This is a genomic window from Bacillus sp. RC251, from assembly GCF_044908765.1.
Classification (GTDB): Bacteria; Bacillota; Bacilli; order Bacillales; family Bacillaceae_G; genus Bacillus_A; species Bacillus_A wiedmannii.
Map to the genome: position 1 here is coordinate 222953 of NZ_JBIYDP010000001.1, position 25248 is coordinate 248200.

The following is a 25248-nucleotide window of genomic DNA, read 5'->3' on the forward strand; positions in this document are numbered from 1 at the left end:
CTATTCCGTATGTGGATAGTAGATTATCGTCAAGTTTGTCATTTTTTTGATCCGCACCTCTAAGGTGTGGATTACTGCTTGTTTAGGAAAAGAAATAAGATGGAAGGATGATTCGTATGTGCGGGATTACAGGATGGGTGGATTATAAACGCTCATTAGAAGGAGAACGGGACGTCGTTACGAAGATGGCTGAGACGTTAGCAAAGCGTGGCCCGGATGATAATAAAGTTTGGATTAAAGGCAATGTCGCATTTGGGCATAAACGGTTAATCGTTGTTGATCCTGAGGGTGGTAAACAACCGATGACTTGTTTAAAAGATGAAACGAATTATGCAATTTGCTATAACGGTGAATTGTATAATACAGAAGATATTCGAAAGGAATTATTAAGAAGAGGATATACGTTCAAAGGTCATTCTGATACGGAGGTGCTATTAGCGTCGTATATTGAATGGAAAGAAGAATGTGTCGATCATTTAAACGGTATATATGCGTTTGCTGTATGGGATGAACAGAAAGAACAAGTATTTATTGCGCGAGATCGACTAGGTGTAAAACCGCTATTTTATAAATATGATAGTGGGCGATTACTATTTGGTTCAGAGTTAAAAGCGATATTAGCGCATCCAGATGTGAAGGCGGAAGTAACGTTAGAAGGGTTATCCGAAATATTCGGTCTTGGGCCGTCTAGAACACCTGGTCATGGTATTTATGCTGGTATAAAAGAATTACGTCCAGGTCATGCGATGACATTTTCAAAGAATGGTTTATGTATATGGAGATATTGGAATGTAGAAAGCAAAAAACATGAAGACTCCTTTGAAGAAACAGTAGAGAAAACACGCTTTTTATTACAAGATGCGATTACAAGGCAGCTCGTTTCTGATGTACCACTATGTACTTTTCTATCAGGTGGTGTAGATTCGAGCGCCATTACAGCGATTGCTGCGAAAGAATACGCAAGGTCAGGAAAAGGGCAATTACACACATATTCTGTTGATTACGAAGATAATGATAAATACTTTAAAGCGAATGCGTTCCAGCCGAATTCAGATGCACCATTTATTCATTTGATGACTGAGACGTTTCAAACAATCCATCATCGCTGCGTCATTTCAAATGAACAATTAGCACAGTATTTAACAGAAGCAGTAATCGTTCGTGATTTGCCTGGTATGGCAGATATCGATTCGTCATTATTATGGTTTTGCCGTGAAATTAAACAAGATTTTGTCGTCGGTTTATCTGGGGAATGTGCAGACGAAATATTTGGTGGTTATCCGTGGTTTTATAGAGAAGATGATTTGCAATCGAGTGCATTTCCTTGGATGCGCTCTACAGAAGCACGTGAACAACTGCTAAAGAAAGAATGGAGAAATAAATTAAATTTACAACAATATGTACAGCAGCGTTATGAAGAATCCATTCAAGAAGTTCCTGTTTTAGAGGGAGAAAGCCCGCTAGAAGCAAAAAGAAGACAATTATTTTATTTAAACATGGTATGGTTTATGACAACATTATTAGACAGAAAAGACCGTATGAGTATGGGCGCAAGCTTAGAAGTACGCGTTCCATTTGCGGATCACCGACTTGTCGAATATGCGTGGAATATTCCTTGGGAAATGAAAATGTATAAAAACCGCGAAAAAGGTCTATTGCGTAAAGCGTTAGAAGGATTACTTCCAAATGACATCTTATATAGAAAGAAGAGCCCCTATCCGAAAACACATAATCCGCACTATACAAAAGCAGTAACAGTATGGCTACAAGATTTATTAACGGATAAAGGCTCAATTTTACACGAACTATTTGATAAAGAACAGCTTAGCGGATTAATTGAGTCAGGCGGCAGTGCATTTCAATCCCCTTGGTTCGGTCAATTAATGACTGGTCCGCAGCTTTTAGCTCATTTAGCGCAAATCCATGTTTGGTTTAAAGAGTATGGGGTAAATATTAAAGAATAGAAGAAAAGCGGCTTACATAAAAGTAAGTCGCTTTTTTATTAAATAAATTGTCAAATAAAATTTAAAATCATATTATAAATAATACTTATTTAGAATAATTATTTTGACGTACTTATTATTAGTTGTTATAATTGGAAACAAACGTTCTTGAAAAAGATTCTCATTTATAAAATTGAGGTGTGATATAGATGACAAAGAAAAAGATAGGTTTACTCGTAATGGCGTATGGAACGCCAGAATCATTAGATGATGTAGAAGCGTACTATACACATATTCGCCACGGGCATAAACCTTCAGAAGAAGCACTCCAAGACTTAATCAGACGCTATAAAGCGATTGGCGGAATTTCACCACTTGCAAAAATTACGAAAGAGCAAGCGCATAAATTAACAGATTCAATGAATAAAATATTTACAGAGTATGAATTTACTTGTTACTTAGGATTAAAACATATAGCTCCATTTATAGAAGATGCAGTAGAAGAGATGAAGAAAGATGGAATTGAGCAGGCGATTAGTATCGTATTAGCACCGCATTATTCTACATTTAGCATTAAAGCATATAATGACCGTGCTATTCGTCTTTCGGAAGAAATTGGTGGGCCTATTATTGAACCGATTGAACAATGGTACGATGAACCGAAATTTATTTCGTATTGGACAGAGCAACTAAAAGAAACATTTACAAAGATTGAAGATAAAGAGAAAGCTGTCGTGATTTTTTCAGCACATAGTTTACCAGAGAAAATTATTGCAGCCGGAGACCCTTATGTGGAGCAATTGCAGCATACAGCAGATTTAATTGCAGAGGCTGCCAATATTCAAAACTATACAACGGGTTGGCAAAGTGCTGGAAATACGTCTGATCCATGGATTGGTCCGGATGTGCAAGATTTAACGAGAGATTTATTTGAAAAGCATGGCTATGAATCTTTCGTATACTGTCCGGTTGGGTTTGTAGCAGAGCATTTAGAAGTTTTATATGACAATGATTACGAATGTAAAGTTGTAACTGATGAATTAAACGTGGCATACTTTAGACCGAATATGCCAAATTCACAATCTGTATTTATTGATTGCTTAGCTGAAATTGTTTCCAAAAAAATGAAGGAAATAGTTGACAAGAATCTAATTTTAAATAATAATTAGTTTATAATAATTTTAAACAAATAATGATTACTAAGAAAGAGGAGGATCCCCTAGATGAATCCAAATAATCGCTTAACAACAAACCAAGGTGCTCCGGTTGGAGATAACCAAAATTCTCGTACAGCTGGTCGCCGTGGACCGGTATTATTAGAAGACTATCATTTAGTAGAAAAACTAGCTCACTTTGATCGTGAACGTATTCCAGAGCGTGTTGTGCATGCGCGTGGTGCAGGTGCTCACGGCGTATTCGTAACGAAAAACAGCATGAAGCAATATACGAAGGCAGCATTTTTACAAAATGAAGGAACTGAAACGCCTGTATTTGTTCGTTTCTCAACGGTTATTCATGGTCAAGGTTCTCCGGAAACAGCTCGTGACCCACGTGGGTTCGCTGTTAAATTTTATACAGAAGAAGGAAATTACGATATCGTAGGTAACCATTTACCCGTCTTCTTCATTCGTGATGCAATTAAATTCCCTGATATGGTGCATTCTTTAAAACCAGCACCTGATACAAATGTTCAAACGCCAGATCGTTATTGGGATTTCATGACGTTAAGCCCGGAATCTACACATATGATGACGTGGGTATTTTCTGATTACGGTACACCGGCAAGTTATCGTGAAATGGAAGGTTTCGGTGTTCACTCATTTAAATGGATTAATGCAGAAGGTAAAATCGTCTACATTAAATATCACTGGAAACCACAGCAAAGTGTACGTAACTTAAGTGCAAAAGAAGTGCAAGAAGTACAAGGAAAAGACTTCAACCATGCAACTCGTGACTTGTTTGATGCAATCGAAAAAGGAAATTATCCGAAGTGGGATTTACACGTACAAGTGATGCAACTAGATGAAACGGATTCTTTAGATTTCGATCCATTAGATCCGACGAAAGTATGGCCGGAAGATCGCTTCCCATTAATTGAAGTGGGGACGATGACGTTAAATCGTAATCCGAAAAATTTCTTTGCGGAAGTAGAGCAAGTGGCGTTCTCTCCAAGTGCAACTGTAAATGGTATTGAACCATCTGAAGATAAATTATTACAAGGTCGTTTATTCTCTTATCCAGATACACAGCGTTACCGTCTTGGTGCAAACTACTTACAAATTCCTGTAAACTGCCCGTACGCAGCTGTTCACAACCAACAACGCGATGGTGCGATGCAAATCAATCAAAACCCATCTACAATTAACTACGAACCGAGCCGTCATGCGGAAAATCCAGTTGAAGACCCAACTTACCGCGATTCAACTATGAAAGTAGAAGGCTACGTATCTCGTGAAAAAATTGACAAACCAAATGATTTTAAACAAGCAGGTGAGCGTTACCGTTCATTCTCTAAAGAAGAGCAAGACAATTTAATTGCAAACTTAACAAATGACTTAAAAGACGTAAATGAGCGCACGAAATTACTAGCTATTTGTAACTTCTTCCGTGCAGATCACGATTACGGAATGCGTTTAGCGCAAGCTTTAAATGTTGATATTACGCAATATGTAGGAAATGCTCCGAAATAAGTAGGAAAAGACGACTGTTAAACGGTCGTCTTTTTTGTATGTATGTAAAGTTACGCCGGAGTATTTTGCAGTTTTGTCATGTCGAAATTTATTGGTAAATCGATATATCGTGTCGAAACGTCGATATATTGAAATAATCGCCGATATAGTTTAAAAATCGTCGATATATCCGAATAATCGCTGATATATCCGCCGTAATACCAGCTGGGGTATGCAACGCCAATAACTACAATAAAAAGAGATGCAATCTATTACCAATAGATTGCATCTCTTTTTTAGTTCACCCGCTCAGTATACTCATAAGCTTTCTCCCCGTGCATCGAAATATCAAGTCCCATATGTTCTTCGTGTTCATCTACCCGAACAGGGAGGAAGAAGTTAATCGCTTTAATAATGGCGTACGTCATGATGATCGTGAATGCATATGTTGCGCCGATTGCTACCAGTTGTTTAAACAGTAAAGCAGCGTTTCCGTAAAATAATCCGTTAGCGCCATCAGCATTTACAGTAGTAGTTGCAAAGAGTCCTGTTGCAATACCGCCCCAAGTCCCGCCGATACCGTGGCATCCGAATGCATCGAGTGTATCGTCGTATCCGAATTTTGTTTTTAAGAAAAAGACTGCTCCGAAGCATAATACGCCGCCAATTGCTCCGATAAGAAGAGCGGAGAAAGGTGTAACGAACCCGCAAGCTGGTGTAATAGCGACTAAACCGGAAACTACACCGCAAGCAGCTCCCATCGCAGTCGGTTTTGATTGGAAGAACCATTCTGAAAGCATCCAAGTTAATGCGGATGCAGCTGCTGCTATATTTGTATTAATAAATGCGGTTAAAGCTACGTCGTTTAAAGATAATGCACTTCCGACGTTAAAACCGAACCAGCCGAACCATAGTAAGCCTGCGCCTAACATTGTAAATGGTAAATGGTGAGGAGAAGTACCGTTTATGTTTTTTCGTTTTCCGAGGAAAATAGCTAATACAAGGCCGGCGACCCCAGATGTAATATGAACGACGTTACCACCAGCGAAGTCTAATGCGCCGAGTTCTCTTAGCCATCCGCCAACGCCCCATACCCAATGAGCGACAGGATTGTAAACGATTGTTGTCCATAGAAGGATGAAAATAAGGAAAGCAGAAAATCGCATTCTTTCGGCGAATGCACCTGAAATTAAAGCGGGAGTTAAAATGGCGAACATGAGTTGGAACATCATAAATAAATTGTGAGGAATAGTAGATGAGTAGTCTGGATTTGGTGCGTAGGTAACTCCGTTTAAACCGAACCAATCGAGTGTACCGATAAGTCCGTGCCAATCTGGTCCGAATGATAAAGAATAGCCGATCACAATCCACTGAATCGAAACGATAGCCATTGCACTATAACTATGCATTGTCGTACTGAGTACGTTTTTACTGCGAACCATGCCCCCATAAAAAAGTGCCAATCCTGGTGTCATTAACATGACCATTACTGTCGTTACAAACATAAAAACCGTATCTTCTGTATTCATTCTCTCTCCTCCTATGATGTTAGGAAAAATAACATCGGTTTGTTATGTTTCATATCATATTCGAAATGAAATGAAAAATCAACTAAAAATTCAGAAAACTTTATATTTCATGTTAGAAAATCTAACATGAAATATTTTGAGGGAATGAAATCAACGTATGTGATTCGTTCTGAAAATTGGTATAATATTCTTACAATTAAAAAACATGGGGGATGCGTGTGAGGAAAATACGGACTAGGAAACTATTTATTTGTTTTTGTTTAGCTGTCGTTTTGTTTGTGCCAATACATACGTTTGCAGATGAAAAAAGAGAGTGGCGAGACGAAGTCGTATATTCCATTATGATTGATCGCTTCAATAATGGAGAACCGAAAAATGACAAACAGTTAGAAGTTGGCAATTTAGAAGGATATCAGGGTGGAGATATAAGAGGGATTATAAAAAGACTGGATTACATAAAAGAAATGGGTTTTACGACTGTTATGCTTTCACCGTTTTTTGAAAGTAGAAAGTACGATGGGTTAGATGTGCAAAATTTTCAAAAGGTAAATGAACATTTCGGAACAGAAAATGATGTGAAAGAACTTGTACAAGAAGCGCATGCAAAAGGGATGAAAGTTATATTACAATTTCCGCTTGGAGAAAACGAACAACAAGTTATCGACGCGATGAAATGGTGGATCAAAGAAGTCGATTTAGATGGAAGTTATGTGATACATGGTGAAAAAAAGTCGCGTTCTTTCTGGGATGACGTGCAAAAAGATATGCAAGTGATAAAGAAAGATTTTCGTATTATGACAAAGGAAGATAGTGGATATAACGAAAAAATAGTAGAATCGTTTTCTAAAGTGGATGTATCGGTGAAACCTTTATATGATGTGAGTAAAAAAGAAGGGGAATCCTTTACATTTTTAGATAATCAAGATACAAAAAGGTTTGCCCGTATTGCAAAAGAGAATATGAATTATCCACCATCTCGTTTGAAACTAGCCCTTACCTATTTATTAACATCACCAGGTATTCCGAATTTTTATTACGGGACTGAAATTGCATTAGATGGAGGGGATACCCCGGATAATAGACGATTAATGGATTTCAAATCAGATGAAAAATTTGTGCAGCACATAACGAAACTCGGTGAGCTTAGACAAGCGAGACCATCTTTACGCCATGGAACGTTTGAGCTTTTATACGATAAAGATGGAATGAGTGTACTGAAACGAAAGTATAAAGATGAAGTAACATTAGTAGCGATTAATAATACGAAAGAAACACAAAAAGTTGCTTTACCTGTAAGTGCAATTGGCGAAAAACAAGAGTTACGAGGATTGTTAGAAGATGAAATTATAAGAGAAGAAAACGGAAAGTTTTATCTTGTTTTAAAGCGTGAAGAATCAAATGTATATAAAGTTAACGGGGAAACAGGTGTGAATTGGCTATTTATCTCTTTAATCGTCGGTGTGAACGTATTGTTTATTGCTTTTTTAATTGCGGTTAAAAAGAGACGGAAATGAGTAGCGTTTTTTTTAGTAGTTCTTCAGTTTAAGGTGGTGAGGTATTTGCGGAAAAAGAAGTGGTTCGTTCTATGCTTATGTGTTTTTATCGTATTCGTAAGTTTTTATTTTTGGGAAAAGCGTGATGATGGGGAATTTGTTCGGTGGGGCGATAGTATTCATTCTGTTGATACGGCAGTTCTGAAGAGAAACGATATAAAATACAAAATCGAAAATGATAAAGTATACATACCTAAAAAATCATTTGATAAAGCAATATGGTGTTGCTCTTAATAAATGCGAAATCTCGGTGGGACAGGCTAAGGAGAAAACTTTCTCCCTAGTCTGTTTTTTTGTGAAGTAAGACTCTCTCCTCGAAATGCAGCTGAGCAAAGAAGTGAACAGATCGTTAGAACAAACAATAATTGCAACTATACTAATTTTACATTACATTAAAGGGTGAAAAAATATTCTGATACTCATTGAGGGTTATATTTGAGGAGGAAAAATGGAATTTTACGATTTGGGTATTACTATTAAAGAACTTAGAATGAAAAAGAATATATCACAATCTGAATTGTGTCATGGAATATGTTCACAAAGTCAAATTAGCAAAATAGAAAAAGGTATAATTTATCCATCTAGTATATTGTTATATCAGTTATCTGAAAGACTTGGTATTGATCCAAATAATATTTTCGCACTAACTCAAAACAAAAAACTAAAGTATGTAGAAAATGTAAAATATGTAATGAGAGACTGTATAAAGCAAAAACAATATAATGAACTTTACGAAATAGTGAAACAAGAGAAAAACGAAAGTAATTTCCAGTTAAAAGAAGATAAACAATTTCTAATATGGCATGAAGCAATTGCTATATTTCATGTAAATACATCAATAAAAACTGCTTTAAATCTTTTAAATAGTGCATTAAAACTAACTGTAACGAATGGTGATTTTTTATCAGAAAGAGAAATAGATATTATGCAGTCAATGGCTATATTTTATGGGGAAAATAAAGAGTATGAAAAGAGTATTAATATATTAAGAAGATGTTTAACTAATTTTAATAAGTTAGATTTTCCTAGAGATAAAGAGATTAAATTAAAAATCATTTTTAATTTAGCCAAAATTTTAGGTCATGCAAATCAACATGAAGAGGCAATAAAATACAATGATATGGGTATCAAATTAGCTATTAATCTAAACACGTTATATTTATTAGGTGAATTATATTATGGGAAAGCTTGGAATTTACTAAAGCTGAAACAATATAATGAAGAAGATGTAGCTGATAACATGAAAAAAGCATTATTTATCTTTGAACTAACAGAAAAAGAAAATCTGATCAAAATAGTTAAAGAAAAATATTTTGAAAAACAAAATAAAAAATGACTCATAATTTCTGATGAATATCTTATTAATTTCTATAAAAAAGGCACCTTATGGTGTCTTTTTTATAACTTATATCATCAATTATTACATTTTATAGGTTTCTTATACCAAGCTTTGTTGATGTATTTACACTTCGCAGGTGTTGAAGTTTTAGGTGTATCCCCGGGTGTAGTTATATTATTAGAACACCCTGCAATATATAGACAGAATGTAGTTAATAAAAAACATAGTATTAATTTCTTCAAATAACCACTTCTAACTCTTTTTTAATTAACATTTGTTCATAAAATAAATTCCTTACTAATTTTACATTACATGAAAGGGTGGAAAATATTCTTATACTCATAATTTGTTACATTTGAGTGGGGAGAGAGGTTTTTGCGCCGATTATTAAAAGGACCTTCTTCGTTTATGCATAATAATTAAATACCCATTCTAAAAATCTGATTGCTCGTAAGCTTAGACTTTGTAATATTTTCTCTACAAGCTAAAAAGAAAAACACCCTCTGCACAGAGGATGTTTTTCTTTTTAGCGGTAGTTAATAAATTGTACGTCAATCGGTAAATCAGCGCTGCGAACGGCTGCGATAACTGCTTGTAAGTCATCACGGCTTTTCGCTGTAACACGTACTTGGTCATCTTGTACTTGTGTTTTTACTTTTAATTTCATTTCTTTAATGATGTTGTTAATTTTTTTCGCGTTATCTTTATCGATACCTTGTTGAAGTGTTGCGCGTTGGCGAACAGTGTTACCAGTCGCAGCTTCAACTTTTCCGTAATCCAAGTTTTTAATTGGAACGTTACGTTTTACAAGTTTAGAAATTAGAACGTCTTTTACTTGGTCTAATTTGAACTCATCGTCAGAAGTTAAAACAAGTACTTCTTTTTCTAATTTAATATCACTTTTACTTCCTTTAAAGTCATATCGGTTTTGGATTTCCTTTAATGCGATGTTAATTGCGTTTGTTACTTCAGGTAATTCTACTTTCGAAACGATGTCAAAAGAACTATCTTTTGCCATAGTTAGCACCTCCAAATAAATTTCTAATCTTTTTATGTACTGTACATACTAAAGTATAGCTGAAAACGAGCCTAGACTTAAGTGTTTTCATACTTATATTTATGTAACCTCATTTTATTATATTGAATTTTGGGCAGTTGGACAAATAAAGGAAAAATCGTGTTATAATTAACTTTTGTTTGGAATGATAAAAAATATAAAAAAGTTAATTTTATATATATAGAAGGGAATTAAAAAATATGTATTTACAATTAGGATCGATTGAAAAGGTAACTGTTTTACGCGAAACGGAAATCGGCTATATGGTTGGGAATGAAGAAGAAGAAATCTTCTTACATAAAAACGAATTAGTTGGAGAAATTGCAGAAGGCGATACGATTGATGTATTCTTATACCTTGATCACCAAAATCGTATTTCAGCAACAATGAAGGAGCCGCTTATTACAACTTTTGATTGGAACTGGGTAAAGGTTGTAGAAGTTATTCCTAGTTTAGGTGTGTTTGTTAATATTGGTGTATCAAAAGATATACTAATCCCAGCTGATGAGTTCCCGATTTATATGCCAGTATGGCCAGAGGTTGGAGACGAATTATATTGTACGTTAAAATTAACGAATCGTGATCGCCTTATCGCTCTTCCCGCAAGAGACAGTGATATGCAAGAAATTATCGTAGATGCGACGCCATCTATGCGTAATAAAAACGTAAATGGACGTGTGTATCGTTCACTTCAAGTTGGTTCATTCATACTAACTGATGAGCATTTCCGTGCTTTCTTACACCATACTGAAAGAAAAGAACAAGTCCGCATCGGTGAACGTGTAACGGGCCGTATTATTGATGTGAAAGATGACGGTACAATTAACATTTCACTTCTTCCTCGTAAAGAAGAAGGAATGGAAGATGATGCTACTGTAATTTATGCATATATGGAAGAACGAGGCGGAGCAATGCCGTTTTGGGATAAGAGCCATCCAGAAGATATTAAAGAACGCTTTAACATGAGTAAAGCTGCATTTAAGCGCGCACTTGGTAAGTTGATGAAAGAAGAAAAGGTTTACCAAGAAGAAGGTTGGACTTACTTTAAGAAATAAAGTGAATGAAAAAAGAACTATTTTTTCTCTAAATTTTTAAGAGAAGAGATAGTTCTTTTTTATTATAAAGTAGATAAAAAGTAAATAAGGTGTAATAAAACGTTTAATCTACAAATATTTTACTGTATTTATAAGGAAAAAGGAATATAAAATGGTAAATTGTCGGAAAATATACATTTTTAGAAAAAATGTCACAATATTGTCGTTTTTATGTTGAAGCCCCTCGGAAAATTCTTTAAATTGTTAATTGTAAGAATAAAACCGATGCGAATTAGGGGTGAATGTATGGAAAAGAAGCAAGTTAAGAAAAAGTGGTATAGGTACTTCATACAGCTTATGGTAGTTGCATTAATTGTTACTTCTATACCGATGAATGGACTGGCGGAAACGGTACCGCCGTTTACACCGTCGCCAAATTCAGAACCGAGTCCACAAGTAGAACAGAAAGACGAGAAGGAATTACCAGCTCCACATCCAGATCAGATAAAACAAAAAAATGCGAATGCAAAAGCTAAGCCGACTGAAGTTGTAGAAGAACGGACGGAGACAGAAAAGGTTTTTGATAATCAAGATGGTACGTTTACTAAAAAAATATATACGGAACCAATTCATGCAGAAAAGAATGGGAAATTAGAAGAGGTTTCTACTAATTTAGTAGAATCACCAGATAAAAAAATCGTAACAGAAAATACAGCATTAAAGCCGAAGTTTGAGAAAGTAGTAAAGGATGGAAAGTATGTTCAATTCGAAGTGGATGGACATACGATTCAGTATGAATTGACAGGCGCACGTGGTGAGAAGGGTGAATTAAAACCGACAGCTGTTACAGCGTCGCATGAAGAGAATACAGTATGGTATAAAGGGATTTTTCCAAGTATTGATTTAAAAAGTACAACATTTAATGAAAATGTAAAGGAAGACTTCGTTCTTCATCAATATACAGGGCATCACATTTTTTCATTCGAATTACAGACAGATTTACAGCCGAGTTTAAAAGAAGATGGTTCTATTATTTTTCAAAATGAAAAAAAGGAGAATGTATTTGTACTACCAAAGCCTTATATGGCTGACTCAAATATTAATCAGGAATCCGGAGAAGCTGTTACATCTCAAGATGTGAAATATGAGATAACTCCTGCTGGGGGGAAGAAATACAATTTAACAGTTACTGCAGATCCAAAATGGTTAGAATCAGCCGAACGTAAGTATCCTGTTTTTATAGATCCCTCGGTTACGGTAAGGGGATTTGAAAATGCATATGCATCAAATGCTGATCCTAATATTAATTATTCAGGCGGTAGTTTATGGGATGAAGGACAAAAGGCATATACGTTAAAAGTCGGTTATTTTAATGCAGGAACAGGCACAAATGATGCTTTTATTAAACCTGATATTTCTAATTTAAAAGGCGCAACAATTCAAAGTGCAACATTTCATACGTATGCTATATGGCATTATTACGGGGATAGCCCAAATGGTGTATGGCTTGATGAAGTAACGGGAAATTGGAATGTTTCTAATATTAATTGGAGTAATAAGCCAGGATCAAATAATATTGCTCAAACAAATGTAGGTCGGGGGAAGTGGGCGCAATTTAATGTAACAAATACAGTAAAAGCGTGGGTAGATGGAACGAGACCGAATTATGGATTCAAATTACATGCTAACGGAAATGGACAGACGCATTGGAAGAAATTTGTCGCAGCTCAAAATGGTTCGAATGCGCCATATTTAGCGGTTAATTATTCATATGAAAAATTGAATAAACCGAGGGTACAAGCGTATTCGAATGGAACTGGAAGTGAATCAGGGCATTTCAATATACAATGGGACGCAGTTCAAGGTGCAAAAGGATATAAAGTTGCCATTTTTAATGGATATGACTATGAATATATTCCTGTCGGAAATGTAACAAGTTGGAGTACGAAAGATAAGAAAATCTTCCCTACACAAGATGAAATAAATGCAGGGAAATTTGAGTTTCATAAAGATGGAAAGGGGACGGATTTTTCCGTAAGCCCTGGCCCAATGTACAAAAATGCTTATTTGGCAGGTAGCCCATATGGGGATTATAGTTCAGCTCGTGGGTACTGGATTCGAATTGTAGCGGAATATCCATACGGTGATAGTCCGCTGTCTGATGAAACAGTTTCCTATGTTCCGCTAGAGCAAGTAAAGAGGCCATCTGGATCAGCTTATACAAATGGGCCGGGTAGTAATACAGGATATGTATCAGTAAAGTGGGATCCTGTACCAGAGGCAAGTGGTTATAAAGTATGGATTTATAACGGGAAAGACTATGAAGCGTTTGATGTTGGTAATACAACAACTTGGACAACGCAAGGACAAAATATTTGGCCGACAGAAGCGGAAATTTCTAGTGGGAAATATCAATTTCATCATGACCAAAAAGGAAATGAGCTTTCGCTAGATCCATCTCCAGTCTACCGCAATTCTGGTGGTATATATGGTGGTTCCAAAAACTATTGGTTCCGGGTAACAGCGTATAGTAAAGCGGGTCATGCAGAAAGTGAAATTTCACAAGAGTTTACACCAACTTTTTCGAATGAAGTTTCTTGGCTTGGCACGAAAGATTATTGGGCGGCAGTGAATGTAATTGGCGGAAAGGTTACTGCTATTAATGGAAACTTTGTTATGGATGAGACGGATTTTAATCTGTCTGGAAAAGGCCCGAGTGTATCTATTGATCGAACGTATAATAGTCAAGATACCGGAACTGGTTTATTCGGAAAAGGCTGGCATAGTTCATTAGAAGAAGTGATTAAAGAAGAATCTTCTGGAAATATTTTATATACAACGAGAGACAAATCCACATTACTATTTACTAAAACAGGTGATAATCAATATCAAGCACCTAATGGTATTCATTTAGAAGTAAAGAAAATAGCTGATGGATTTGAATTAAAAGATAAAGATCAATCTGTTATAACATTTTCAAAGCAAGGAAAAGTACAACAAGAGAAAGATAGCTTTGGAAATGTTGTGAAGTATGAATATGATACAAATCAAAGGCCGATTAAGATTACAGATGCATCAGGACGTACTATTACTATTACGTATACAGGGAAATTCGTTTCTCAATTTATAGGGCCAGAAAATAGAACTGTAACGTTCGAATACGAAAATGATCAGTTAGTAGGATCTACGACACCAGAAGGAAAGAAGTATCGTTATGGCTATGAGAATGGAAAACTACGTTATACGTTTGATCCGAAACATACGGAAACAAAACCATATAAAACGACATATACGTATGAAAATAATAAATTAGTAAAGGTAACAGACCCGCTAGGAAAGGAATCGGTATTATCTTATAACGATGCAGCTAAAGAGGTAACGTTGACGGATGCTAAAGCTCGTAAAACGGTGCATAGCTATAATCAAGCTGGTAATCCAGCAAAAATAGTTGTAGATGCAGAGCAATTAAAGTTAACGACAACATATGAATATAAAGCGAATCACTTGGAGAAAACGACAACGCCTAAAAATCAAGTGGAAACAGTCACGTATGATAACAATGGTAATGTGACTTCTGTAACAGATCCAACAGGGACTGAAAAGTTTGAATATAATAAAAATAATGATGTTATTAAAGCGACAGATGTAGAAGATCGGAAAACTACTATAGCGTATCAACAAGCAAATGCAGCTGTTTCAGAAACAAATCATGTCTCCGAAACAGCTGAAGTAAAACAGTATGATAAATTTGGGAATGTCATTCAAACGAGTAAAAATATTGGTGTAGGAGGAAACCTTCTAAAAAATCCAAGCTTTGAAATGGACACATTACAAAATTGGACAATGGTGAATAAAGATAGTAAGGGCTCTATGACAAAGGATGTGGAAGGAGCACCGGGTGGGCTTGGTGGCTCAGGTTCATTGAAGCTAACTGCGCAAATAACTGGGGCTAGTTCTTGGGGGTATACAGCAATAGCACAGGAGGTAGAAGTAGAACCTAATACGAACTATACATTAACGGGTATGGTGAAAACTACACTGAAAAATGCAGATGCCTATTTTAATGTCATGTTCTTAGATGAAAACGGAAATCCGACTGGTGGAACGGATTGGTTCGACCATCGCTCAAATAATTTAAAATCAGAAAATGGATGGTCGAATCGTCAATTGACGTTTAAAACGACAGATAAGGCAAGTAAAGCAAAAATACATTTAGTCATTGAACATGAAAGAGAATCTGTAAGTGGAGCAGCTTGGTTTGATAAGTTGCAGCTTGAAAAAGGAGATGTATCATCTAGTTTTAATCCAATTGTAAATAGTAGTTTTGAAGAGTATTCGGAAACTGGATCTGTTCCGAATTGGACTAGAAATTGTCCGGAAAATTGTAATCGAAAAGATATAGCAACAGAAGGATTTCATGGTGGTTCTTCTATTGTATTAGAAAACTTACAATATAATCAGAAGGACATTAGTTACCAAAGTCGTGTTGTACTAAATCAAAAACAAGAACAAAACTTAACTTTAACTGCTATGTCAAAATCCGAGAAAGTAGAGAATAGTGCAGGAGAAAAATTATCGAAAGATTATGCAGTACGAGCAGATGTAACGTATCAAGATGGTAGTACTGCCAATTTTACAGCTATGTTTCCGAATGGAACGAATGATTGGAATCGTAGTGCGGTATTCATTCCAGCGACAAAGCTGATTAAACATATCGATACTTATTTGTTATTTAGAAATGAAAACAAAGGAAAAGTATGGTTTGATGATATTCGGTTATTAGAAGGGAATGTGCTTGTCAAAAATGAATATGACAACGATGGAAATGTAACAGCTTCGTATGATGAAGAAGGAAATAAAATAGCCTTTTCTTATGATGGAGTCGGAAATAAAAAGTCAGAAACCGATGAGAGAGGGAATACAAAATCTTTCGATTACAATAAAGATAATCAACTTAAAAAAGTGACATTAAAAAATGGAACTTCTGTTGGTTATAATTATGATCATAATGGCAATACAACTGAAAAATCTATAATGTTTGGTGGGAAAACACAAACACACAAATATGAGTATGATGTAGATAATAAAATTACAACGTATATCGATGCGTTAAATCGCCGCATTGAATATGAATATGATGCAAATGCAAATAAGACAAAAACGAAAATGCCAAATGGCTCACTGATTGAATGGGGTTATGATACAGCGGATCGCATTATGGGTGAAAAGCGAAATGGAAAAGATGCCTTTACATTCGAACGCGATGCTAATGGGCAAGAAACGAAAGTGAAAGATCACGTAAATGGGGTTGAAAAAAGCAAAACATATGATACAGCAGATCGGATCACGAGTATAACGGATAGCCGAGGTGGGAAAATTGATTGGGCATATCATGATAAAGCAAATAGCAAAACAGAAAAGTTAAAAGAACAGTCAATTACACACGGTGGGTATAACAGTAAAATAAAATATGAATATAATGCTTTAGATCAAAACACATCTGTTTGGGATGAAATGTGGGCACATTATAATTTCCATTATGATGAGAACGGCCACGTACGTACGTATATCGCACCGAATGATGCTAGTGCAACGTATAATTATGATCAAACAGGGAAACTATCAGATTTAGCTATTGCAACACCAAAGCAAATGTTACTATTAGAGAAATATGAGTATGACAAAACAGGAAACCGTACGAAGATTAAACATGAAAGTCCTGATGGGAAAATAACGGAAACAAATTATGTATATGATCCAATTAATCAATTATTAAAAGAATCTACACCAAATGGAACAGTTAGAGACTACACGTATGATGGATTTGGCAATCGTACGAGTGTGAAAGTAACAGAAAATGGAAAAGAAACGAAATCAGTAATCGCAACATTTAACGAAGGAAATCAACTTCTAAAATTCGGAAACGAATCGTTAACGTATGACGCAAATGGTAACCGTACATCTGATGGGAAATACACATACACATGGAACGAAGCAGACCAACTTGTTGCTGTAACGAAAAAAGGGGAAGCCAAACCGTTCGCAACATATAAATACGACAACGAAAACCGTCGTATTGAAAAGAACGTAAACGGACAAGTAACCCGTTACTTCTACGATGGTGACAGCATTAACCCGCTATACGAAACAGACGGGAACGGAAAAGTCCTCCGTCAATACGTTTACAACAAAGACGGCGTCCGCCTAGCAATGAAAATCCAAGATCAATCGGTATACTACCACTACAACCCGCGCGGTGACGTAATAGCAATGACCGACAAGGACGGACAAATAGTCGCAAGCTATGAATACGATGCATGGGGGAACGTCTTAAAGAGTGAAGCAAAAGGAATCGCAGCGGACAACCCATTTGGATATGCGGGATACATGTATGATAAAGAAATTGGGATGTATTATCTGATCGCGAGATACTATAACCCAGAGCATGGTGTGTTCTTATCGGTGGATCCGGATCCGGGTGATGAGGATGATCCGGTTACAATGAATGGATATACGTATGCGGACAATAATCCGGTAATGATGGTGGATCCGGATGGGCATTGGGCATATCGTCCTTGGGGAACGACACAATTGTGGGTTTATGATAAGAGAACGGCTTATGCCAATGATAGGGGAGTAAGAGCGGGAATAAAAAGTTGGGTTGAGAGCTATGGTTTCAATTTTTCTGGAGCTGGTAACATAGCGGGGAAGGTTATGCCTTTTGGAATAGCTGGATATGCAGGTTGGTCTGGATCTATAAAACAATCCAAACAAAAAGCAGGTAGCGTAAAAGTTGGCAATCGAGTCGGAAAACATGTAGTTGTGAATAATGCGAAAAAAACAGCGACTAAAGCACTAATTATGAGGGGGAGTAAGGCTTTGGGGGTATATGGATTTCTTCCAGATGCAGGAGTATTTTTAGATGGATATTATAAAGGGTATAAAACAGCATATAAAAATTATAATCCTAAAAGAAACTCTAAGAAAAGTAAGAGATAGGAGCGGTATATGTCTAGTAGTGAAATTATTTATGGTGTTTTTGCTTTTGGCTGGATTATATATGCTGTAATTATTACTTGGAGGGCAAAAGAATATAAGAGATTGAGTGTAGTGTTAATATTATTAGTTTATATGATTTTGATAGCTTTTACTTCTTATTTTGATTTTTTTAGTTGGAAGGTTAAATGTTTAGTTGTATTTTCTTTATGTGTGCTTTTTATCGTAGCTGGCTTTTTTGAAAAAGAAAAGTAAAGTTGACTCAGTGTATCTCAAAATTTAAACAGTTAGTTTAATTTTGGGGTACACTTTTTTATTTAACATAACATCTTCATTCTTTAAGAATAGAGGAGGATAAAAGATACATGGGTAAAGAATATGAACAACTAATAGTTAGGAGCTTTTCCCTAAAAAAATCCAGGATAGAATTATTTTTGAACTAACTTCACCCAAAAAAAGAATGACGGCATTAGGCCGTCTGGCGCATAATTATGATACTATCTTAAATTCTATGTATTTTGAAGCTATTCCAAAAAATATGGTATACGCTGAGGGAATATCAACTCAATTAAAAAAATATGGAGCAAATGATTTTTGTTACGTAATGTCCCTTATTAGTGAAATTGATGGGAGTTTTATGAAATTAGAATGTGCAATAGAAAAAGTTATGTGGCGTGGTTTACCTTGCTTAATTTCATGCATACCGAATAAATTATTATATTTTCAAGCTGAGCAGGTGAGCGATCCCCCTGAAAGATATATTCTACGTAAAAGTTGAATAGACTAAAAAATTCATCTCTATAAAAATATATACAAGGCACAAGAAATAGTGACACCATCAATACATTATATGAATTATATGGAAATGGAACTATACTTCGTCAATATGTATATGCTACAAGTGGCACGCGCTTAGCTATGGAATCGCAAGGACAAACGGTATACTACCACTACAACCCGCGCGGTGACGTAATGCAATGACCGACAAAGATGGGCAAATAGTCGCAAGCTATGAATACGATGCATGGGGGAACGTCCTAAAGAGTGAAGCAAAAGGAATCGCAGCGGACAATCCATTCGGATATGCAGGATACATGTATGATAAAGAGATTGGCATGTATTATTTGATTGCCCGTTATTATAATCCGGAGCATGGTGTGTTCTTATCGGTGGATCCAGATCCGGGTGATGAAGATGACCCGGTTACAATGAATGGGTATACGTATGGGGATAATAATCCGGTAATGAAGGTTGATCCTGATGGGCATGCGGCTATTGCGGCGGGGATATATCTTGTTCCAGGTTTTGGACAAGCGGCATTGATAGCTACATTAGCAGTTGGTGGAGCTTATGGCGCTTGGTATCTTGGAAAACAGATAAAACAAAGGTTTGGAAACAAAAAATCCTCAAAAACATCTACTAAATATGGGCCTAAAAATGGGACCAAGGTTATAGTTACGAAAAAAGGTGACAAAACTATTCGTCATTTTGATGGTACAGGACGAGTGAAAAAAAGACATAGATTATGGTAACCATGGTAATCCCAAAACGCATCCATGGCCCGTCCATAGACATATATGGAAATGGAAAGGAAAAACTAAGGTTGAACGGGGAAAGCCTCAAGCAGTGAATAAAGGAAAGAGGCCTCCTAAGAAGAAGTAACTGTTAAATCATGTAAGGGGAATTAAGCGTTTTTGTGAATTATAATAACTTGATTAATCACTAAATTTGGATGTAGGAAAGTTAAACTCGATTTATATAGTGGTGCTAGGAATGTCTAGACACTATTAAGGAGGAGAAAATTGAATTTTATTCTAGAAGATGTAAAAGAAATGAAATATCATACAGATTTAAAGGTAATATTCGAAGCATTTCAAGGTAGACAAGTAGAGTTTAATTGGTTAATAACAGATTTAGAGTATGTAGTTAACTCTGAAAGTAGAAAGATAGAATCTCATCCTATTGTAAATCAGGATATAATTTTTATAACAGGAGAAGAATTAACTGAATTTATTGATGTTTATGAAATACAATTTATTTGGGGAGTCTTTACTGCGATTGACAAATCAATAAATATTAATGTTAATCAATTATCCGTTGAGCCTTATGCAAATGGAAATAAGAGCTTTTGGAATGGGCATCCTGTAATACAGTATCCTGATGCTGTTCTTGAGATTGTTTGTTGGGATTCGTATGTAACACTTCTTTTAAGTAAAGATGAGGACATAGATGATAAATTTCAAGACTATTTCAAGTCCGCTAAAAAATTGGATTTTTAAAAAGGAAGAGATAGATTAGTAAAATTGAGATAACACAGATATTTATTGGTGTATATAATGTTGGCTTAATTGCAGTTGTATTAGCGATTATGTTAAAAAAGAACAATATAAAGTGGTCACGGTGTTAGTAGTGAGTCAAATATATCTATTCATAGCAACCTTTACTCCATATAGGTCGTTCATTAGTAATACAATGAATGTATTACTAATGATTTCTTTGATGATTAGTGGAATATTAGCTAGTATTTTTGAAAAAGAAAAGTAAAGTCTATTCGGTGTATTTCAAAACCTAAACAAATAGTTTGATTTTGAGATACACTTTTTTATTTTAAATTACTTATTCTTCTATGACGGTAATAGAACCAATCCATGAGGAGAAGGGAGGTATGATAATGCAAGATAATGTACTAGAACAATTAATAAAAAGACTTTCCGTATTATCTCCTGAAAAAGAACGTGAAATATTAGCGGTCGATTTAAATGATATATATGAGAGTAGTAAAATTTTTGAAAAATCACTTGAAAATATTATAAACTCTCAGCAATCTAAAGAAGACTTAATAGATGGGCTAATTGAAGTGGAGATAGAATTAGATCACATCAATTGGCATTATAAAAGCGTGAAGACAAAGTTGAAAATATTGATGAAAGATTAAAAAGCACGATCTTATTTAATTAAATAAGATCGTGCTTTTTTAATTCCCTTGCTCATGCGCAAGAGTAAACGTATCTTCCAATTCACTATCGTTTATTTTAATATTTGCCTTTTTTAATTCCTTTTGTATTAACTTATGACTGAATGTAGGGTCGGCAATACGTTCTGCTTCTAAGTTTTTACGGATGGAGTCTTTCACTTCATCGTAAGGTTGTAAATCTTTTTTATCAGTTAATTTAATAATATGATAACCGTTTGGTGATTTAACGGGATTGCTAATTTGTCCGACTTTTAGTTTATAGGCAGCTGTTTCAAATTCAGGCGCCATTCTGCCTGAATTGAAGTATCCGAGGTCTCCACCTTTATCTTTTGATAGTAGATCTTGCGATTCTTGTTTTGCTAATTCTTCAAATGAAGCGCCAGCATCTAATTTTTTCTTTATTTCTTTCGCTTCATTTTCGTCACTTACTAAAATATGACTCGCTTTAATTTCTGGTTTATAGTGGTCTTTCACGTCTTTTTCTGTAACACTTTTCTTAATTGCTTCATTCATAGCAAGTTTGAACTTAATTTGATTTTTGAAATCAGCTTCATCTTTTAAACGATTGTTTTCGAGTACTGCTGTGAATTGATCTCCATATTGATTTTTCGCTTTTTGTACTTCTTTATCTACATCATCGTCAGATACTTTATATTTTTTCGTGATAACGTCTTGTGCCATCATTTCGTATAGCATGTCTTTTCCGTAACGATCTTTCAACTGTTTTTCGAAGTCGCTCTTCGTAATGGTTGAGTCTGTTGCTGTAGCGACTGTAGCTGAGCTGTTTTTTTGTCCACAAGCAGCTAGCATTAATATACTTATTAGTGCAGTAATAATAAAAATGTGTTTCCCTCTCATGCCAACACCTCATCCGAATATGTTATCGCTATTGTAGAATATAGAAGTGAACATGAAGTGAATTTTTAATGTTTTTTCCCTGTAAAATGTAAAAAAGTACATCAACAATATTGTTGATGTACGATGGGATCAAAGGTGATCAGTCTTTTTAGAATAGGCACGCTTACCTTGCTGAATATTTTTTTGTTCTTGCTCATTTTTTTGTGTACGCTTTGCATTATTATCGCGTGCTTTTTTGTCGTTATCACTCGTATGTGGCATATGTATCAACTCCATTTCTAACCGTTGTACGTTTATCATTTCCTTTTTCGTAAAGACTATGTATAGCAGTGCATTCATGAATAATAAAGGTGGATTAGAAATGGATTTCAAGTTGAATTATACCGAACTTATAAAGAAGTTAATCGTTGTAATTGTCGCAGGTTTGTTAAACGCGATTGGAATGAATTTATTTTTAACGCCAGCGAAAGTGTACGCGAGTGGCTTTGCTGGATTGTCTCAATTGTTATCACAAATATTAGGGGACTTTTTATCTATTCACATATCAACGGGGGTATTGTTTAGTTTGTTTAATATTCCCGTCGTTATTTTAGCGTGGAAAAAGGTTGGAAAGGCCTTTACTTTTTTTAGTTTTCTTTGCGTCATATTTATGACTTTGTTTCTAGAAATCATCCCGGTTAGAGCGGTTTCGAACGATATTATATTAAATGCGATTTTTGGTGGGATTATTTCAGCGATTGGGGTAGGGATTGCGTTGAAGTGGGGGGCTTCTACAGGTGGTTTAGATATTATCGCCATGATTTTATCAAAGATTAAAGATAAGCCTGTCGGTACGTATTTTTTCTTCTTTAATGCACTGATCATTATTGCGGCTGGCTATGTGTATGGATGGGAAAAAGCATTATATACTTTGGTGACTTTGTATGTGTCAACACGAATTATCGATGCGATTCATACGCGTCATGTGAAGATTACAGCACTAATCGTTACGAAGAATGGGGCAGATGTACGAAAGGCGATTCAGTCTCGCTTAGTGAGGGGGATTACAACTATACCAGCAACAGGCGCTTATACAAATGAAAATAAGGAAATGTTAATGATTGTTATTACGCGTTATGAGTTATATGAATTAGAAAGGGTTATTAGGCAAGTGGACCCAGGTGCATTTACAAACGTATTACAGACGGTTGGGGTGTTTGGCTTGTTTCGAAAAGATTAAAGAGGACCAAAGCTGGTCCTCTTTTTTAATGTAAATTCGTAATATTTTGCAATTGCTCCTGCATTTCACGTAGCTGAACTTTTTCAGCTGTTGAAGAGTTTGCATAAGCAGAGTGCAAAGCGTTTTTTGCTCTATATACGAGATCTTGTTGCTCAGTACCGCTTGAACAAGTGACGGCATTTGCAACGGCATCTCTAGCTTGTTGGAATAGTAAGTTCCCCATTTAAACCCCTCCAAAAGAAGAGTTACTTCTCGCCTTTTCTGCCTCAGCTAATGTACCACGGTACGGGAATCTTGCATCATGCTTCATAACAGCATCGGCTCCTTGTTGGATAAAACGTTTTGATTTGTTCTTTTTACCCATTCGAAAAACCCCCTTTATTTAGCTGAAAACAATCGACGCGATAATCCGGCGTCTAATTATAGTATGAGCGTTTGGCGAAAAACTATAAGCAGGGAATTTTTAGATTACAACCCAAGAACCTCTTCTAAATATAGCGCAATACCATCCTCTTCATTCGTTAATGTCGTATGATTTGCGAGTGATTTTAATTCAGGAATTGCATTACCCATTGCGATGCCATGACCAGCAAATTCAATCATTTCAAAGTCGTTATCTTCATCACCGAAAGCGATAATTCGCTCTTGTGGAATGTTGTAATGACTAGAAATTTTTTGTAATCCGACAGCTTTATTTAACCCGCTTTTTACGATTTCAATAATCGGCCAAGGTGCGCCCCACTTTCTATGGTCGATTACTTCAGCATGCATATCAGTTAAATGTTGACGAATTGCACTGGAATGCTCGTCATGTGCGTCAATTAATAAGCAGGTTGGATGATCGTTTAGAGTATTTAATAAGTCTCCTGTAAAAATATTTGGAGAACCGAATTCGAAAATATGTTTTTTATCTTCATCAATTTCACGAACATACACATCGTCCATTACTTCAGCGTATATATTTTTCACGCCAAAATCAAAGCAAGCTCGGACAATTTCTTGCGCTGTTGCTAGCTCAAGAGGAGAGTGATGTGTTCCCCATTTTGAATCAAGAGGATGATGTACGTAAGCGCCGTTAAAGTTTACGATTGGTGTATTAAGACCGAGTTCTTTATAGTAATCAAAACTAGCACGGAATGGACGTCCTGTTGAAATAACGACAATATGTCCTTGTTCCTTTGCTTTTGCAATTGTATGTTTTGTGCGAGTGGAAATTATTTTGTTGTCTGTCAATAAAGTGCCGTCTAAGTCTAATGCGATTAAATGCTGTTTATTCATAATTTCACCTCTTATAATAATTTTTTTGTTTCTATCTGTATTTCCGTTTTTAATATGCAGAAATAAGAGGTTAAACTGGGTGAGAACACCAAAGATGGAAAGTTCACTATATATCCATCTTACGTCGCAAAGTGCTGTGGTGTCTACTATTTCTCACTGGAAATTAAGAAAAGTCAATATCTTTTTAGAAAGTTCAAACAATGTTTCTTTCATTATGTACAAATTGTGAAAAGGGTTACATTGCTCGTATGATGAGGCTTATAATGAACATGTAATCTTCTCGTATATGTTTGACTCTCCTTTGAAGCTGGCCTATAGTAGGTTGGTTTCTTTTTTTCTACAAATAGGAAAGAAATCCCTTCCTAAGCTTGTGTCATTCATGTATATGTACAAGAACGAAATGTAGTACTTGTTTCCTAAACATGACAGAAAAGCTTTCTTTTAAAATGGATATACTAATGAGGCAAAGACGTCATGGAAGGAGAATGGAAATGGGACAAAATCGCAGGTTTCGTTCTGGACAAAAAGCGCCAAACGATGGTATTTACGTAGAAATTGGTGAAACAGGAAGTATGGTAAAAGATCCGCAAATGGTGAAATTAACTGCGGGTGAAAAGTTTCCAGATAACGCGAATCATAACCGTCAGTGGACATATAAAAGAAAACCGTAACAGGAGCCGCAATTATTATTGCGGCTTTTTTGTCGTTACGCATTGCGTATATTTTTTCAGTTGTATAATGAATGTTCCCTTTTTCTTTTTCCAATAATAAGTTTGAGAATACATAAGCAAAATTATTG

Annotated in this window: 21 protein-coding genes and 1 pseudogene; 15 read left to right on the forward strand and 7 right to left on the reverse strand. The window is 35.7% G+C overall.

Annotated elements, in window-relative coordinates; translation table 11 throughout:
- The first annotated feature begins 116 nt into the window (after nucleotides 1-116).
- The 3 genes from asnB to katB all read left to right on the forward strand — a co-directional run bounded on the left by asnB (nucleotide 117) and on the right by katB (nucleotide 4633).
- Nucleotides 117-1964, forward strand: coding sequence for an asparagine synthase (glutamine-hydrolyzing) (gene asnB / locus ABH961_RS01180; protein ID WP_098642667.1), 1848 nt, complete (start codon nucleotides 117-119; stop codon nucleotides 1962-1964).
- A gap of 188 nt (nucleotides 1965-2152) precedes the next feature.
- A complete protein-coding gene (hemH, locus tag ABH961_RS01185; protein WP_098077704.1) occupies nucleotides 2153-3112 on the forward strand; it encodes a ferrochelatase in 960 nt (319 codons plus the stop codon).
- Nucleotides 3113-3166: 54 nt separating this feature from the next.
- Nucleotides 3167-4633, forward strand: a complete 1467-nt coding sequence (gene katB / locus ABH961_RS01190) for a catalase KatB (RefSeq protein WP_048545215.1) — start codon at nucleotides 3167-3169, stop codon at nucleotides 4631-4633.
- Nucleotides 4634-4908: 275 nt separating this feature from the next.
- Here the strand turns inward: katB and ABH961_RS01195 are convergent, their stop codons facing one another.
- Complete coding sequence (locus tag ABH961_RS01195; protein ID WP_048545213.1) at nucleotides 4909-6141, reverse strand: ammonium transporter; 1233 nt, start codon at nucleotides 6139-6141, stop codon at nucleotides 4909-4911.
- A gap of 212 nt (nucleotides 6142-6353) precedes the next feature.
- Here ABH961_RS01195 and ABH961_RS01200 point away from each other — a divergent pair, with 212 nt between their 5' ends.
- From ABH961_RS01200 to ABH961_RS01210, 3 genes are all read left to right on the forward strand, one after another.
- Nucleotides 6354-7655, forward strand: a complete 1302-nt coding sequence (locus tag ABH961_RS01200; RefSeq protein ID WP_048545211.1) for an alpha-amylase family glycosyl hydrolase — start codon at nucleotides 6354-6356, stop codon at nucleotides 7653-7655.
- A gap of 45 nt (nucleotides 7656-7700) precedes the next feature.
- On the forward strand, nucleotides 7701-7928 hold the full coding sequence (locus tag ABH961_RS01205) for a hypothetical protein (RefSeq protein ID WP_048545209.1): 228 nt from the start codon (nucleotides 7701-7703) through the stop codon (nucleotides 7926-7928).
- A gap of 214 nt (nucleotides 7929-8142) precedes the next feature.
- Nucleotides 8143-9030 carry a helix-turn-helix domain-containing protein gene (locus tag ABH961_RS01210; protein WP_098077710.1) on the forward strand — a complete coding sequence of 296 codons (888 nt, stop codon included), beginning with the start codon at nucleotides 8143-8145 and terminating at the stop codon, nucleotides 9028-9030.
- 529 nt (nucleotides 9031-9559) lie between these two features.
- On the opposite strand, the gene ABH961_RS01215 is transcribed toward ABH961_RS01210, so the two are convergent.
- Nucleotides 9560-10051, reverse strand: a complete 492-nt coding sequence (locus ABH961_RS01215; protein WP_001040146.1) for a YajQ family cyclic di-GMP-binding protein — start codon at nucleotides 10049-10051, stop codon at nucleotides 9560-9562.
- A 239-nt stretch (nucleotides 10052-10290) separates the two neighbouring features.
- Here ABH961_RS01215 and ABH961_RS01220 point away from each other — a divergent pair, with 239 nt between their 5' ends.
- The 7 genes and pseudogenes from ABH961_RS01220 (at nucleotide 10291) to ABH961_RS01250 (ending at nucleotide 21055) form a co-directional block, all read left to right on the forward strand.
- The gene (locus tag ABH961_RS01220; RefSeq protein ID WP_404518778.1) at nucleotides 10291-11145 is read left to right on the forward strand and encodes a CvfB family protein; all 855 of its coding nucleotides are present in this window, start codon (nucleotides 10291-10293) and stop codon (nucleotides 11143-11145) included.
- Nucleotides 11146-11430: 285 nt separating this feature from the next.
- A complete protein-coding gene (locus ABH961_RS01225) occupies nucleotides 11431-18123 on the forward strand; it encodes a DNRLRE domain-containing protein (protein WP_404518779.1) in 6693 nt (2230 codons plus the stop codon).
- 9 nt (nucleotides 18124-18132) lie between these two features.
- Nucleotides 18133-18375 carry a hypothetical protein gene (locus ABH961_RS01230; protein ID WP_048545189.1) on the forward strand — a complete coding sequence of 81 codons (243 nt, stop codon included), beginning with the start codon at nucleotides 18133-18135 and terminating at the stop codon, nucleotides 18373-18375.
- Nucleotides 18376-18580: 205 nt separating this feature from the next.
- Nucleotides 18581-18898: a hypothetical protein gene (locus tag ABH961_RS01235; protein ID WP_255258484.1), complete on the forward strand. Its 318-nt coding sequence runs from the start codon at nucleotides 18581-18583 to the stop codon at nucleotides 18896-18898.
- 47 nt (nucleotides 18899-18945) lie between these two features.
- Nucleotides 18946-19652 (forward strand): annotated as a pseudogene (locus ABH961_RS01240) (RHS repeat-associated core domain-containing protein); the annotation flags it as partial.
- 270 nt (nucleotides 19653-19922) lie between these two features.
- Complete coding sequence (locus ABH961_RS01245; protein WP_048545187.1) at nucleotides 19923-20399, forward strand: hypothetical protein; 477 nt, start codon at nucleotides 19923-19925, stop codon at nucleotides 20397-20399.
- Between the two features lie 392 nt (nucleotides 20400-20791).
- Nucleotides 20792-21055: a hypothetical protein gene (locus ABH961_RS01250; protein WP_141519985.1), complete on the forward strand. Its 264-nt coding sequence runs from the start codon at nucleotides 20792-20794 to the stop codon at nucleotides 21053-21055.
- Nucleotides 21056-21094: 39 nt separating this feature from the next.
- Here the strand turns inward: ABH961_RS01250 and prsA are convergent, their stop codons facing one another.
- Both prsA and ABH961_RS01260 read right to left on the reverse strand, forming a co-directional pair.
- Nucleotides 21095-21952: a peptidylprolyl isomerase PrsA gene (prsA, locus tag ABH961_RS01255; RefSeq protein WP_048545182.1), complete on the reverse strand. Its 858-nt coding sequence runs from the start codon at nucleotides 21950-21952 to the stop codon at nucleotides 21095-21097.
- A 129-nt stretch (nucleotides 21953-22081) separates the two neighbouring features.
- Nucleotides 22082-22213, reverse strand: a complete 132-nt coding sequence (locus tag ABH961_RS01260) for a DUF3941 domain-containing protein (RefSeq protein WP_001120851.1) — start codon at nucleotides 22211-22213, stop codon at nucleotides 22082-22084.
- A 100-nt stretch (nucleotides 22214-22313) separates the two neighbouring features.
- On the opposite strand from ABH961_RS01260, the gene ABH961_RS01265 reads away from it, so the two are divergent.
- Nucleotides 22314-23171, forward strand: coding sequence for a YitT family protein (locus ABH961_RS01265; RefSeq protein ID WP_048545180.1), 858 nt, complete (start codon nucleotides 22314-22316; stop codon nucleotides 23169-23171).
- Nucleotides 23172-23196: 25 nt separating this feature from the next.
- Here the strand turns inward: ABH961_RS01265 and ABH961_RS01270 are convergent, their stop codons facing one another.
- The 3 genes from ABH961_RS01270 to ABH961_RS01280 all read right to left on the reverse strand — a co-directional run bounded on the left by ABH961_RS01270 (nucleotide 23197) and on the right by ABH961_RS01280 (nucleotide 24449).
- Nucleotides 23197-23394, reverse strand: a complete 198-nt coding sequence (locus ABH961_RS01270) for a DUF3813 domain-containing protein (RefSeq protein ID WP_046957006.1) — start codon at nucleotides 23392-23394, stop codon at nucleotides 23197-23199.
- The gene (locus ABH961_RS01275; RefSeq protein WP_000516816.1) at nucleotides 23395-23535 is read right to left on the reverse strand and encodes a hypothetical protein; all 141 of its coding nucleotides are present in this window, start codon (nucleotides 23533-23535) and stop codon (nucleotides 23395-23397) included.
- A 104-nt stretch (nucleotides 23536-23639) separates the two neighbouring features.
- Complete coding sequence (locus ABH961_RS01280; protein WP_001041227.1) at nucleotides 23640-24449, reverse strand: Cof-type HAD-IIB family hydrolase; 810 nt, start codon at nucleotides 24447-24449, stop codon at nucleotides 23640-23642.
- 491 nt (nucleotides 24450-24940) lie between these two features.
- Between ABH961_RS01280 and ABH961_RS01285 the strand changes: the two genes are divergently transcribed.
- Entirely contained in the window at nucleotides 24941-25120 is a 180-nt protein-coding gene (locus ABH961_RS01285; protein WP_000531420.1) for a YjzC family protein, read from the forward strand.
- Nucleotides 25121-25248: the final 128 nt, after the last annotated feature.

Bases quoted from the DNA above. Each gene is read 5' to 3' on its own strand.
- ABH961_RS01220 (WP_404518778.1), top strand. From the start codon at position 10,291: ATGTATTTACAATTAGGATCGATTGAAAAGGTAACTGTTTTACGCGAA.
- ABH961_RS01235 (WP_255258484.1), top strand. From the start codon at position 18,581: ATGACGGCATTAGGCCGTCTGGCGCATAATTATGATACTATCTTAAAT.
- ABH961_RS01210 (WP_098077710.1), top strand. From the start codon at position 8,143: ATGGAATTTTACGATTTGGGTATTACTATTAAAGAACTTAGAATGAAA.
- ABH961_RS01200 (WP_048545211.1), top strand. From the start codon at position 6,354: ATGCGTGTGAGGAAAATACGGACTAGGAAACTATTTATTTGTTTTTGT.
- ABH961_RS01275 (WP_000516816.1), bottom strand. From the start codon at position 23,535: ATGGGTAAAAAGAACAAATCAAAACGTTTTATCCAACAAGGAGCCGAT.
- ABH961_RS01260 (WP_001120851.1), bottom strand. From the start codon at position 22,213: ATGCCACATACGAGTGATAACGACAAAAAAGCACGCGATAATAATGCA.
- asnB (WP_098642667.1), top strand. From the start codon at position 117: ATGTGCGGGATTACAGGATGGGTGGATTATAAACGCTCATTAGAAGGA.
- ABH961_RS01265 (WP_048545180.1), top strand. From the start codon at position 22,314: ATGGATTTCAAGTTGAATTATACCGAACTTATAAAGAAGTTAATCGTT.
- ABH961_RS01230 (WP_048545189.1), top strand. From the start codon at position 18,133: ATGTCTAGTAGTGAAATTATTTATGGTGTTTTTGCTTTTGGCTGGATT.
- ABH961_RS01195 (WP_048545213.1), bottom strand. From the start codon at position 6,141: ATGAATACAGAAGATACGGTTTTTATGTTTGTAACGACAGTAATGGTC.
- ABH961_RS01285 (WP_000531420.1), top strand. From the start codon at position 24,941: ATGGGACAAAATCGCAGGTTTCGTTCTGGACAAAAAGCGCCAAACGAT.
- ABH961_RS01250 (WP_141519985.1), top strand. From the start codon at position 20,792: ATGCAAGATAATGTACTAGAACAATTAATAAAAAGACTTTCCGTATTA.
- hemH (WP_098077704.1), top strand. From the start codon at position 2,153: ATGACAAAGAAAAAGATAGGTTTACTCGTAATGGCGTATGGAACGCCA.
- ABH961_RS01215 (WP_001040146.1), bottom strand. From the start codon at position 10,051: ATGGCAAAAGATAGTTCTTTTGACATCGTTTCGAAAGTAGAATTACCT.
- katB (WP_048545215.1), top strand. From the start codon at position 3,167: ATGAATCCAAATAATCGCTTAACAACAAACCAAGGTGCTCCGGTTGGA.
- prsA (WP_048545182.1), bottom strand. From the start codon at position 21,952: ATGAGAGGGAAACACATTTTTATTATTACTGCACTAATAAGTATATTA.
- ABH961_RS01270 (WP_046957006.1), bottom strand. From the start codon at position 23,394: ATGGGGAACTTACTATTCCAACAAGCTAGAGATGCCGTTGCAAATGCC.
- ABH961_RS01225 (WP_404518779.1), top strand. From the start codon at position 11,431: ATGGAAAAGAAGCAAGTTAAGAAAAAGTGGTATAGGTACTTCATACAG.
- ABH961_RS01280 (WP_001041227.1), bottom strand. From the start codon at position 24,449: ATGAATAAACAGCATTTAATCGCATTAGACTTAGACGGCACTTTATTG.